This window comes from Flavobacterium sp. ASW18X (assembly GCF_005144745.1).
GTDB lineage: Bacteria > Bacteroidota > Bacteroidia > Flavobacteriales > Flavobacteriaceae > Croceivirga.
Genome location: NZ_SWKK01000008.1, coordinates 246,736 through 259,713, shown reverse-complemented (window position 1 = coordinate 259,713; position 12,978 = coordinate 246,736). Strand labels below are relative to the sequence as shown.

Here is a 12,978-nt window from a genome sequence, read left to right as displayed (position 1 = left end):
ATAAATGCATCCTTGCACCTGTAAGGATGCATTTTTAGTTAAAAAAAGTTAACACCATTGTGCATTATACAGAATACAAACCTTTTCATGGTATTTTTAGCTAGACTAATCTCATAAAAACCATGAAAAAACTATCCTTTTTGCTGGCAATAGGTACCTTTATTGCTTGTAAGCAAGAACCTAAAAAAGAACCTATTGTTGTGAATTATCCTGCCACCAATAAAGTAGATACCGTAGATACATACTTTGGAGAAACCGTAAAAGACCCGTACCGCTGGTTGGAAGATGATAGGAGTCCAGAAACGGAGGCATGGGTTAAATCTCAAAATAAAACCACATTCGGTTATTTAGATAAAATTCCGTTCCGTACCGATTTAAAAAATCGTTTGGAGAAACTATGGAATTATGAGAAACTGGGTTCCCCGTTTAAAGAAGGGGATTACACCTATTTTTATAAAAATGACGGTTTACAGAACCAATATGTAGTGTACCGTAAAAAAGAAGACGGTAAAGAAGAGGTGTTCTTAGATCCAAACAAATTTTCAGAAGATGGCACCACCTCTTTGATGGGGCTAAGTTTTACGGAAGACGGTTCTTTAGCTGGCTATTTAATTTCTGAAGGAGGTAGTGATTGGCGTAAGGCTATTATCATCAACACAGAAACCATGCAACAGGTAGAAGACACCTTGGTAGATATTAAATTTTCTGGTATTTCTTGGAAAGGGAACGAAGGTTTTTTCTATTCTAGTTATGACAAGCCAAAAGGTAGTGAGTTATCTGCAAAAACTGACCAGCATAAATTATATTACCATAAATTGGGAACTCCACAGGCAGAAGACGAAGTGATTTTTGGTGGTACCGCTACGGAAAAGCACAGATATGTAGGTGGTCGTGTATCAGAAGATGAACGCTTCTTGTTCATTTCTGCTTCTGTATCTACTTCTGGCAATAAATTATTCATGAAAGATTTAACTAAAGCAAACAGCCCTTTAGTTACCCTTTTAGACCATACCGACTCTGATACTTACGTGATTGATAATGAAGGTGACCAAATTTGGATGGTGACGAATCTAGAAGCGCCAAACAAAAAAATTGTGGTTGCCAGTGTAGCTAACCCTACCCCAGAAAACTGGAAAGACGTGATTCCAGAAACAGAAAATGTATTGACTGCTGGTAAAGGTGGTGGTTATTTCTTTACAGAGTACATGGTAGATGCTATATCAAAAGTTTACCAGTATAACTATGATGGAAAATTAATCCGAGAGGTTAAACTCCCTGGCGTGGGTAGTGCTGGTGGTTTTGGCGGTAAAGATGAAGACAAAGAATTTTACTTTTCCTTTACTAATTATAATACTCCTGGCTCATCTTACAAATACAATGTTGATACCGGAGCGTATGAGCAGTATTGGAAACCAGAAATAGATTTTAATCCGTCTGATTACGAGTCTACTCAAGTCTTTTATACCTCTAAAGATGGCACCAAAGTCCCAATGATTATCACTTATAAGAAAGGCTTAGAATTAAATGGTAAAAATCCAACAATACTTTATGGTTACGGTGGCTTTAATATTAGCCTAACTCCATCTTTTAGTATTGCCAATGCCGTTTGGATGGAGCAGGGTGGAGTTTATGCTGTACCTAACTTAAGAGGCGGTGGTGAATATGGTAAAAAATGGCACAATGCAGGTACCAAGTTGCAAAAACAAAATGTATTTGATGATTTTATTGCTGCTGCAGAATACTTAATAGAAAATAAATATACATCTAAAGAATTTTTGGCCATACGTGGTGGTTCTAATGGAGGACTATTAGTAGGTGCCACTATGACCCAAAGACCAGATTTAATGCAAGTTGCATTACCTGCCGTAGGTGTTTTAGATATGTTACGTTATCATACATTTACCGCTGGGGCTGGTTGGGCGTATGATTATGGTACTGCGGAAGACAATAAAGAAATGTTTGAGTATTTAAAAGGCTATTCCCCTGTACATAATGTAAAACCAGAGACTAATTACCCCGCAACCTTGGTGACCACAGGTGACCATGATGACCGCGTGGTACCAGCCCACAGTTTTAAATTTGCAGCGGAGTTACAGGCTAAACAAGCTGGCAATAATCCTACATTAATTCGTATTGAGACTAATGCTGGGCACGGAGCAGGCACTCCAGTTAGTAAAACCATAGAACAATACGCAGATATTTTTGGTTTTACACTATTTAATATGGGATATGATGCGTTGCCTAACCAAGCTGTATTAAAAGAATTTAAAAACTAGTACTTTAATAGGCTTCTAAACTTGTTTTATAGGCCTAAAATGCTTACTATAAACAACTATGCTGCAGGTACAAAACATTTCTTTTGCTTATGCGGATAAGCTTATTCTAAAAGATATCTCTTTTCAATTGCCTAATGGTAGCCATTTGGCATTAATAGGTGAAAGCGGTTCTGGTAAAAGTACGCTACTTAAAGCCATTTACGGCTTATTACAATTGCAAGGTGGTGAGGTGTCTTGGAATAATAAAAAAGTTCTAGGGCCTAACTTTAATTTAATTCCAGGAGAGAATTACATGAAATATGTATCTCAAGACCTGGATTTAATGCCATTTACCACTGTAGAAGAGAATATTGGTGAACACTTATCCGTTTTTGACCAAGAGAGCCATGCAGCCCGTATATACGAGCTCTTGGAAGTAATGCAGCTGTTGCCATTTGCAAAAGTTAAAGTTAAAAACCTTAGTGGCGGTCAACAACAACGAGTAGCTATTGCCAAGGCTTTAGCCCAAGAACCAAAAATTTTGTTATTAGATGAGCCTTTTAGTAGTATAGACCAGTTTAAGAAAAATGGCTTAAAACAATTGCTTTTTCCTTATTTAAAAGAAAAAGGGATTACTGTTATTAATGCAACTCATGATCCTGACGATATTTTACCTTTTGCTTGGTTAACATTGGTCTTAAAAGAGGGTAAACTGATAGACTTTGGACCTACAAAAAGTGTTTATAACAATCCAAAAGATTTATATACTGCCAATTTGTTTGGTGAGGCTAATAAAATTCCGCTCTATTTTTTAAATCCTGGTTATTATATAGATAGACCCATTATTGTGTATCCACACGAATTGACAATTACTCAAAATTCACCTTTTAATGTTAAGGTAGAAGAATCTTTTTTTAAAGGGAGTCATTATTTAATTAAAGCCTACCATGAAACTGATTTACCGGTCTGGTTTTTACATAAAAATGCAATCATACCAGGGACCAATGTATTTTTAAAAGCAACGGCAAAATCCTTAGCCGAGCGTATATCCAAGACCCATGCTAAAGACTATTATTCTTAAAGAATTACAATACAAGGCTGCAAGAAGTAGCGGTGCTGGCGGGCAAAACGTTAACAAAGTAGCCACCAAGGTAGAAGTCTATTTTAACATTATGGAATCCCAAGGATTATCTGAGGTGGAGAAAGAAAGAATCATCTCTAAACTAGGTCCAAAACTTTCAAAGGAAAACATATTAATTCTTCAAGCAGAAGATACACGTAGCCAGCATAAGAACAAAGAAATAGTTACTGCAAAGCTGTTCACCTTATTACAAGGTGCATTGTACATTCCTAAAAAGAGAAAAGCCACTAGACCCACTAGAGCCGCTAAAGAAAAGCGAATTAATAGCAAGAAAAAGACCGCTTGGAAAAAGGAACTTCGCAAGCGGCCGAATATAGAATGAAAAAATAAATATTCCTAAAACTGTAGTCCTTATAACCAGTACATCACTTTATAATCTTAGCATTAAATATTGCTTTAGATACACTGTGTTTTGTAGGATAATTCTATCAACTTATTGATGTTTTAAAATTACAGTTTTGCATCAGTAGATAGTTTACCAAAAGGTAAATCAAGCGTTAAAAAACAGCTAGGATAGTGTTATCAATATTATTAAAAGTAAAACTATCCATTGCCTTCTTTCCAAGAAGTAATTGAGCAATAGGAGTGGCTGCTGAAATACAATACGTTGGCTTTTCTAAACCTATAAACTTACCCGCAGAAATAGAAATATAGTAATAGCAAGTTTGTGTAGCTACCAAGGCCCCTAATGCAACTTTTTCTGAGGGGATGTTAGGATTAACCTTTTGCAAGACCAATTTCATTTTTTCTACTTCTGCCAATTGTTTACCTAGTTTTTCTCTTTCTAATTGTAACATGGCTCGTCCTGTTTCGTGCTTGTCCCCTGCTGTACTTTTAGTTTCTGAAGTTAAAGCTTGTACAATATCTTGTAAAGCAAGCTGTAAACCGCTTATTTTTTGGTCTACAAAATTTACTGCAAATTGATATACTTGTTCCTTCATACCCATCAACCTAAATTAAATTTGCCAATTCTTTACCTACAGCGGCCCCAATAGCAATACCCATACCGCCCATTCGCACACCACAGTACACATTGGGACTCACAGCCTTTATAATAGGTTTTTTTTGTTGCCCTACCCCCATAATTCCACTCCATCTATGGTCAATAATAACCTCCTTATTGGGTAGAATTGTGTGTTTTAATAATTGTTCTAATTGCTCCTGAATGACAGCTGTTTTCCCAAATGCTGTTGTGGTTTCACCAGCTATGTCCAAGTTTCTACCACCCCCCAAAAGTATTCGATTATCTATATTTCTAAAATAATAATACCCCTGTTCTAAATGAAAGGTACCTTGAATTGGTAGTTGATGTATTGGCTGGGTAATTAATACCTGAGCCCGTGCAGGTTTTACATCTAACTTTAACAATTGAGATGCAAACCCGTTTGTTGTTACACAAATTTTAGCAGCAGTAAAGCAATTAAGATTGGTCTCAATGTTTACTTGATTAGTTTGGTCTTCTATCTGGAGAACTTCTATACCATTTACCATTTGAATGCCCATGGATTGCGCCTTTTTTAATAATCCATAAAGCATTGCTCCTGTATTAATTTGACCCTCTTCTATATGTGTAATATAATTAGATAAAACAGAGGCAAACTTGTAGGTATTTGGCATTAGTCTAAAAACATCTTTATTAAAGATAGGATGTAGAAGTTCATTAAAGAATCCCATTTTTTCTTTACATTCTTCATAAACATGTATGTCTTTCTCTAAAAAAACTTCATGTCCGCCGTGAACTTGAAAATCAAGGGTTTTATCGCCCACTAATCCACGTAATTGCTGAATGCCATTATAACGCTGCTCTACTAAAGAATAGATTTCTTCTGGAGTATGATTATTTAAATCTGATAAAAGCTCAGAAATGCTCCCAAAACAAGCAAAGCCAGCATTTTTGGTACTAGCGCCTTGGGGCAAAACTCCTCTTTCTAAAATTAAAATTTTGTATTCTGGATGGTTCTTTTTTATATAAATAGCTGTGCTAAGTTCAACAATACCACTACCTTTAATAGCCACATCTATTTGGGTAAACCATTGCTTTTTTTCCCAGTAACTAAATTCCATAAAAAACCCCCGAATTAACGGGGGCAATATACTAATCTTTATACTTGTCTTCCATGGTAAAATCTTCCATAAATTTGGTGGTATAATTTCCCGCCAAATAATCTGGATGATCCATTAATTGTCTATGGAAGGGGATTGTAGTTTTCACACCTTCTATCACAAACTCATCTAGAGCTCTACGCATTTTATTAATAGCCTCTTCCCTTGTTTGGGCAGTGGTAATTAATTTAGCAATCATAGAATCATAATTTGGTGGAATTATGTACCCACTATACACATGCGTATCTAGACGTACTCCATGCCCTCCAGGCGTATGTAATGTTGTAATCTTACCCGGAGACGGTCTAAAGTCATTAAACGGGTCTTCCGCATTAATTCTACATTCTATAGAATGTAATTTTGGCATATAGTTTTTACCAGAAATTGGCACACCCGCTGCTACAAGTATTTGTTCGCGAATTAAATCGTAATCTATAACTTGTTCTGTAATAGGGTGCTCTACCTGTATACGCGTGTTCATCTCCATAAAGTAGAAGTTTCTGTGCTTGTCTACCAAAAATTCTACCGTACCTGCACCCTCATATTTAATGTATTCTGCGGCTTTTACGGCTGCAGCCCCCATATCATCTCTTAACTTATCCGTCATAAACGGAGAAGGTGTTTCTTCCGTTAATTTCTGGTGTCTACGTTGTACAGAACAATCTCTTTCTGATAAATGGCATGCTTTTCCATACTGATCACCCACTACCTGTATTTCTATATGGCGGGGTTCTTCTATCAACTTCTCCATGTACATACCACCGTTACCAAAAGCAGCTTTGGCTTCGTTTACAGCACTTTCAAAGTTCTTCTCCATTTCTTCCTCTGACCAAATGGCACGCATTCCCTTACCGCCACCACCTGCAGTAGCTTTAATCATCACAGGATACCCCATTTTCCCGGCTTCCTTTTTGGCATGGGCTACATCTTTTAAAAGACCTTCTGAACCAGGTACCGTAGGTACGCCAGCTTTTTTCATAGTTTCTTTAGCGGTAGCCTTATCTCCCATCTTATCTATCTGTTCTCCAGAAGCTCCAATGAATTTTATATCGTGCTCAGCACAAATCTTAGAGAATTTAGAGTTTTCTGATAAGAATCCGTAACCTGGATGTATAGCATCTGCATTGGTAATTTCCGCAGCAGCAATAATGTTCGGAATTTTTAGGTAAGACTCCGAACTAGGCGCGGGACCTATACATACAGCCTCGTCCGCAAAACGAACGTGCAAGCTTTCTTCATCTGCCTTAGAATAAACTGCTACTGTTTTAATACCCATCTCTTTACAAGTACGGATAACTCTAAGTGCAATTTCTCCCCTATTGGCAATCAATATTTTCTTGAACATAATTCTTTGTTTAAAAATTCAACTCGCCAACCTTGTGCTAAAGCAACAAAGATTTGCCCCCAACTTTTAGGGATTGAACATTAGAATTTTTATTAACTAGGATCTACCAAGAACAATGGTTGATCAAATTCTACTGGAGAAGAATCGTCCACTAAAATCTTAACAATTTTACCAGATACTTCTGATTCAATGTCATTAAAAAGCTTCATAGCCTCTATAACACACAATACATCGCCAACCTTGATATCCTTGCCTACTTCTACAAAAGCAGGTTTATCTGGAGAGGGTTTTCTGTAGAAAGTACCTATGATAGGGGACTTAATGGTAATATATTTGGAATCGTCCTCTGCCTTTGGAGCCTCTGCCGCAGGAGTTTGTGCTTGTGCTGGCGCTGGAGCTGCTGGAGCAGCTGCCATTGGTGCTTGTGCCATAGGAATTTGTTGAACGATAGTGGTCTCCCCACCAGAACCTTGTGAGCCTGTTCTGATGGTGATTTTAATATCCTCCATCTCTAGCTTAACTTCACTTGCACCAGATTTGGCTACAAATTTGATTAGACTCTGAATTTCCTTAATATCCATTTATAATTGATTTATTTAGTTCTAAATTAAGAATTGTATGCCCATTTTAGGTAAATGGAACCCCAAGTAAAACCACCACCAAAAGCAGCGAATACTAGATTATCTCCTTTTTTTAGTTGTTTTTCATAATCTGCCAATAATAGTGGAAGCGTGGCAGAGGTAGTATTACCATAACGTTGAATATTCATCATTACTTTTTCTGAGCTTACCCCCATTCTATTAGCTGTAGCATCTATAATACGTTTGTTAGCTTGGTGTGGTACTAACCATTGTACATCTTGCTCCGTAAGATTGTTACGTTCCATAATTTTAGCAGATACATCTGCCATATTAGATACCGCAAACTTAAAAACCGTTTTACCGTCTTGGAATACGTAATGCTGTTTGTTTTTTACCGTTTCTTCATTGGCAGGTAAAATAGAACCACCTGCGTCTATTTTTAGGAAGTTTCTACCAATACCATCAGAACGCAAGTATTCATCTTGCAAACCAAGACTTTCTTGGTTGGGCTCAAATAACACAGCTCCTGCACCATCACCAAAAATGATACAAGTTGCACGATCTGTATAATCTATAATGGAAGACATTTTATCTGCTCCAATTAAAAGTATCTTTTTGTAACGACCAGATTCTATATAGCTAGATGCGGTAGACATTCCGTACAGAAAACTAGAACAAGCCGCTTGTAAATCGTAAGCAAAAGCATTTTCTGCACCAATTTCTGACGCAACATAAGCTGCAGTAGCTGCCACTTGTAAATCTGGAGTAGCCGTAGCTACCAACACCATATCTATCTCTTTAGGGTCTAAATTAGATTTGTTGATTAAGTCTTCCGCAGCCTTAATGGCCATAAAAGATGTCCCCTTTCCTTCTTCTTTTAGTATTCTACGTTCTTTAATCCCCGTTCTGGTGGTAATCCATTCGTCATTGGTCTCTACCATGGACTCCAACATTTTGTTGGTTAAAATATGATCGGGAACATATGCCCCCACAGCGGTTATGGCTGCTGTAGTTTTACCCATTTTTAAGTCGTTTTTAACAAAAAAGGCCAAAAAAGCCTCAATTTTGGCGAAAATTACTCATTTTTTATGACATTCCTCGCTAAAATTAAGTTAGATGACCTTTAAAGTATATCCATAAAAAAACTCCCGCAATTTTAACATTCCGGGAGTCGTTTATTCTTAATACCGTGTACTTATGCAGCAGTTTCTTCTTCTGTCTTATCTATAAGTACTTTTCCACGATAGTACAATTTACCCTCGTGCCAGTGCGCTCTGTGGTAAAGGTGCATTTCACCAGTTACACTATCTTGAGCAATTGTTGGCATGGTAGCTTTGTAGTGGGTTCTCCTTTTATCCCTTCTCGTTTTCGATATTTTTCTCTTAGGATGTGCCATTGTTACCTATTTATCCGTTAATAACTTTTTAAGTCCGTCCCATCTTGGGTCGGTATTGTCTTCTTTTTTTATTGTATTCTCTTCTATCTTTGGTTGCAACTCCTCTAGCTTGTCTAGCATTGGAGAATCTAATGTGCCGTCTTCTACACCCGGGTGCACTCTTTTTTGAGGCACTGCTAACACCAACATTTCATACAAGTATTGTGCTATATTCACTTGGTGTTCTCCGTGAGGTAAGATTAGAATTTCATCATCTTCATCATTAAATTCTTCTCCAAACTTCACCACCAAATGCATTGTTGCATCAATCTGTTGATTAAAAGGTTCATTAGTAACGTCACAATTAACATTTACCGTACCTTTTGCATCAAACTGGAACTCCATCATGGTGTTCATTTTGTTGAGCTCTGCTGTAATAGCAATATCAGCATCATTAAACTCTTGATAACCAAAAGACTCAAAGAACTTATTATCAACATTGTACTCAAACGTGTGCTTACCTAATTTTAATCCCGCAAATGGAATATAAAATGCTTTCGTCTGCTTCATTTTACACTTAATGTTTGTGTACCAGCCCTTAAGGCGGGTGCAAAGATACTATTTATTTACATATACCCAATAAATATTAACATTTATTGCGTTTTTGTTCTTTTTTTAGGATGATGCTTTTTAAGCGGATTTTCTGTCAGTTCTGTAAACTCCTGTCTGTTCCTAAAAATTTTAAGCGCCATAAAAATTGCTTCTGTAAAAGAACTTGGATCTGCTTGGCCTTTCCCTGCAATTTCATAAGCCGTTCCATGGTCAGGACTTGTACGTACTTTAGACAATCCGGCAGTAAAATTAACTCCTTTGCCAAAGGCAAGTGTTTTAAAAGGTATTAATCCTTGATCGTGATAGGCTGCTATTACAGCATCAAAACTTTCGTGAGCTTTACTACCAAAAAAACTGTCTGCAGCATACGGTCCGTAGACTAAATGCCCTTCATTAAAAAGAGATTCAATGGCTGGCTTCATAATTTTATCATCCTCATCACCAATAGTGCCGTTGTCACCACTGTGTGGGTTTATACCCAGCAAAGCTATTTTAGGTTTTCTTATTGCAAAATCTTCCCTTAAAGACTTCATCATCGTAAAAACCTTATCTCGCACTAATTTAGTAGTAATCTCATTAGCCACTTCTTTAACGGCTATATGATCTGTTAATAGGCCTACCTTAATATCCTCTGTCACCATAAACATTAGACTATTACCTCCTAGTTCCTGAGCTAAAAAATCTGTATGACCTGGAAATTTAAAATCCTCTGCTTGTATATTGTTCTTGTTGATAGGCGCCGTAACCAGCACATCTATTTCGCCGTTTTTTAATGCCTTTGTAGCTGCCCTTAACGATTTTATAGCATACGTGCCACCGTCTTCCGTAGCCTTACCAAATTGAAGTCTAGGTTGTTCTTTCCAAACATTACAAACGTTTATTTTGCCATCCTGCGCTTTTTCTGCGTTAGAAATACCTTGAAAGGAAATATCTAACTGTAGCCTTTTTTTCTGCTCTGATATTACCTTATTAGATGCATATAAGATAGGAGTGCAAAAATCTAGCATTCTTGGGTCTAAAAATGATTTTAGGGCAACCTCGCACCCAATACCATTAATATCGCCAATTGAAATTCCTAGCTTAATTTTTGCAGCTTCACTCATAATTACGCTTTACTATACTTATTTTTACAATTACAAAGCTAGCTAAATTTAAAAAGACATGTTTACTGGGATTATAGAAACCTTAGGTACCATCACTGGATTGGAGAAAGAAGGAGGTAATTTGCATATTACGGTTGATTCTTCTCTGGTCTCAGAACTTAAAATTGACCAAAGTGTTTCTCATAATGGAGTTTGCTTAACAGTTGTTTCTTTAACGGATGAAACTTATACCGTAACAGCAATTGAAGAAACGCTACAAAAAACAAATCTTGGCACTTTAGAAGTTGGTAAAAAGGTAAATCTAGAACGAGCTATGTTGATGAATACTAGACTAGATGGGCATATTGTTCAAGGCCATGTAGATCAAACCGCTGTATGTACTGCCGTTTCTGAGAAAGATGGCAGCTGGGAATATACATTTAGCTACGACCCAGCCAAAACCAATGTAACCATAGAAAAAGGTTCTATTACCGTAGACGGGGTTAGTTTGACGGTTGTCAACTCTAAGAAAGATAGTTTTAGCGTAGCCATAATCCCTTATACTCATGAGCATACTTGCTTCCACACGTATACCGTGGGGACGCAAGTAAACTTGGAGTTTGATGTTATTGGTAAATACGTTGCACGTTTATTGGAGTTAAGAGATTAGAGTTAGAATACATCCTTCATACCGCTCCAGATCTTTTTTAAGAGAACAGCAGCGATAATTACCACACTTGTTAAAATACTTGCTAGCTCATAGTAACCGTAAATCCAATTTCCTGTAGCAAACAGACAACCATACACCAACAAGGAGCTGACTAACATGGCCAAAATCCCAGACGGAACTGACCATTTTATATTTTCTGTTATTCCTACCTCTGCCCGGATTTTTTTCCAGCCAGGACCTCCAGGCTGCGTACGTTGATAAAAAGCTTTTAGAACTTGAAGGTCTTCTGGTTTGGTTAAGAATGTAATTGCCAACCATACTAGGGTAGTTAATAACACCACCAACAAAAATTTACTCCAAACAGGAAAAATAGCGTCATCGGCTAAAAATAGTGGTTCTTCTAATTGCCAAAAAACTATGGAAATTACTCCAGAGAAAAACATGGCAACAATCTCGCTCCAAGCATTGATTCGCCACCAAAACCATCTTAATATAAAAATGAGCCCTGTCCCGGCACCAAACATAATAATGATGTCAAAAAGTTGCGTGGCATTGGTTAAAGCTAAGGCAAAAAGTGCGCTTAACACCATTAAAACAACAGTAGTAATTCTACCAACAAATACTAATTCTTTCTCGCTAGCTTCTGGGTTAACTTGTTGCTTATAAAAATCGTTTACAACGTAAGAGGAACCCCAATTTAAATGTGTAGAAATAGTAGACATATATGCTGCGCCTAAAGAGGCCAAAACAATACCTAACAATCCGGATGGTAATTTGGTAAGCATGGCAGAATAGGCCAAATCATGCCCCAATTTACTTTCTTCTATATTAGGAAAGGCTTGTTTTATACTCTCTAAATCTGGAAATACCACTAATGAAGCTAATGCCACTAATATCCAAGGCCACGGACGCAAAGCATAATGTAGAATATTAAAAAAGAATGTAGCTCCAACGGCATGATTTTCATTTTTTGCAGCCAACATACGCTGAGCAATATACCCTCCACCCCCTGGCTCACCCCCAGGATACCATGCGCTCCACCATTGTACCGCCAATGGAATTATCAGTACCGTAATCACCATTTCTGTGTTAGTAAAATCTGGTAAAATAGACATTTTCTCTTGCACTAAATTATTTTGTAAAATAGTTGACAGACCCCCTACTTCTGGCAAGTTCACCAAATAGAATGCTGCACCAATAGCACCTATCATAGCAACAAAAAACAATACAAAATCTGTATAAATAACGCCTTTAAATCCTCCTATCGCACTAAATAAAACTGTAATGGTACCTGCAACTATTACGGTAATTTCTGGGCTTAACCCCAACATCACCTGCCCAATCTTAATTGCTGCTAAAGAAACGGCTGCCATAGCCATAACGTTAAAAACTATACCCAAATAAAGCGCTCTAAACGCTCTTAGAAACTTAGCAGGTTTACCTCCATAACGGATGGCATAGAATTCCATATCTGTTTTAACATTAGACTTGCGCCAAAGTTTGGCGTAAACAAAAACAGTTAGTAAGCCTGTAAGTAAAAATGCCCACCATCCCCAGTTGCCAGAAACCCCATCTGTTCTCACAAAATCTGTAACCAAGTTTGGAGTATCTGTAGAAAATGTAGTTGCCACCATGGAAAAACCTAACAGCCACCACGGCATGTTTCTACCAGACAAAAAATATTCTGTTGTATTCTTGCCAGAGGATTTTGAAACATAAACGCCAATAAATAAGACGATGGCAAAGAAGCCCACTATAAGGCTATAATCCAAGGTGGTGAGTTGCATTGTAAGTTGGTTTTAGCTAAATATAGA

General features: G+C 37.3%; 13 protein-coding genes. 4 read left to right on the top strand and 9 right to left on the bottom strand.

Annotation, left to right across the window (positions count from 1 at the left end; all coding sequences use genetic code 11):
- Positions 1–122 precede the first annotated feature (122 nt).
- Genes FBT53_RS06595 through arfB form a run of 3 tightly spaced genes read left to right on the top strand, consistent with a single transcriptional unit; the run spans position 123 to position 3,718 of the window.
- Positions 123–2,276 carry a prolyl oligopeptidase family protein gene (locus FBT53_RS06595; RefSeq protein ID WP_136950372.1) on the top strand — a complete coding sequence of 718 codons (2,154 nt, stop codon included), beginning with the start codon at positions 123–125 and terminating at the stop codon, positions 2,274–2,276.
- A gap of 58 nt (positions 2,277–2,334) precedes the next feature.
- Positions 2,335–3,336, top strand: coding sequence for an ABC transporter ATP-binding protein (locus FBT53_RS06590; RefSeq protein ID WP_136950371.1), 1,002 nt, complete (start codon positions 2,335–2,337; stop codon positions 3,334–3,336).
- The gene (gene arfB, locus FBT53_RS06585; protein WP_136950370.1) at positions 3,314–3,718 is read left to right on the top strand and encodes an alternative ribosome rescue aminoacyl-tRNA hydrolase ArfB; all 405 of its coding nucleotides are present in this window, start codon (positions 3,314–3,316) and stop codon (positions 3,716–3,718) included. The genes FBT53_RS06590 and arfB overlap by 23 nt, the downstream gene beginning before the upstream one ends.
- 175 nt (positions 3,719–3,893) lie before the next feature.
- Here the strand turns inward: arfB and FBT53_RS06580 are convergent, their stop codons facing one another.
- The 8 genes from FBT53_RS06580 to pdxA form a co-directional block, all read right to left on the bottom strand.
- Complete coding sequence (locus FBT53_RS06580) at positions 3,894–4,337, bottom strand: 3-oxoacyl-ACP synthase (protein WP_317171149.1); 444 nt, start codon at positions 4,335–4,337, stop codon at positions 3,894–3,896.
- 10 nt (positions 4,338–4,347) lie between these two features.
- Positions 4,348–5,460 carry an FAD-binding oxidoreductase gene (locus tag FBT53_RS06575; RefSeq protein WP_136950368.1) on the bottom strand — a complete coding sequence of 371 codons (1,113 nt, stop codon included), beginning with the start codon at positions 5,458–5,460 and terminating at the stop codon, positions 4,348–4,350.
- A 31-nt stretch (positions 5,461–5,491) separates the two neighbouring features.
- Positions 5,492–6,844: an acetyl-CoA carboxylase biotin carboxylase subunit gene (gene accC / locus FBT53_RS06570; protein ID WP_136950367.1), complete on the bottom strand. Its 1,353-nt coding sequence runs from the start codon at positions 6,842–6,844 to the stop codon at positions 5,492–5,494.
- A gap of 92 nt (positions 6,845–6,936) precedes the next feature.
- Complete coding sequence (gene accB, locus FBT53_RS06565) at positions 6,937–7,425, bottom strand: acetyl-CoA carboxylase biotin carboxyl carrier protein (protein WP_136950366.1); 489 nt, start codon at positions 7,423–7,425, stop codon at positions 6,937–6,939.
- 26 nt (positions 7,426–7,451) lie between these two features.
- Positions 7,452–8,447, bottom strand: a complete 996-nt coding sequence (locus FBT53_RS06560; protein WP_136950365.1) for a beta-ketoacyl-ACP synthase III — start codon at positions 8,445–8,447, stop codon at positions 7,452–7,454.
- 173 nt (positions 8,448–8,620) lie between these two features.
- On the bottom strand, positions 8,621–8,821 hold the full coding sequence (gene rpmF / locus FBT53_RS06555; protein ID WP_136950364.1) for a 50S ribosomal protein L32: 201 nt from the start codon (positions 8,819–8,821) through the stop codon (positions 8,621–8,623).
- Between the two features lie 6 nt (positions 8,822–8,827).
- Positions 8,828–9,370: a DUF177 domain-containing protein gene (locus tag FBT53_RS06550; protein WP_136950363.1), complete on the bottom strand. Its 543-nt coding sequence runs from the start codon at positions 9,368–9,370 to the stop codon at positions 8,828–8,830.
- Between the two features lie 83 nt (positions 9,371–9,453).
- Positions 9,454–10,515 (bottom strand): 4-hydroxythreonine-4-phosphate dehydrogenase PdxA, encoded by a 1,062-nt coding sequence (pdxA, locus tag FBT53_RS06545; protein WP_136950362.1) that lies wholly within the window; start codon positions 10,513–10,515, stop codon positions 9,454–9,456.
- A 58-nt stretch (positions 10,516–10,573) separates the two neighbouring features.
- On the opposite strand from pdxA, the gene FBT53_RS06540 reads away from it, so the two are divergent.
- A complete protein-coding gene (locus FBT53_RS06540) occupies positions 10,574–11,164 on the top strand; it encodes a riboflavin synthase (RefSeq protein WP_136950361.1) in 591 nt (196 codons plus the stop codon).
- 2 nt (positions 11,165–11,166) lie between these two features.
- On the opposite strand, the gene FBT53_RS06535 is transcribed toward FBT53_RS06540, so the two are convergent.
- Positions 11,167–12,951, bottom strand: coding sequence for a sodium:solute symporter family protein (locus FBT53_RS06535; protein ID WP_136950360.1), 1,785 nt, complete (start codon positions 12,949–12,951; stop codon positions 11,167–11,169).
- Between the last annotated feature and the right edge of the window lie 27 nt (positions 12,952–12,978).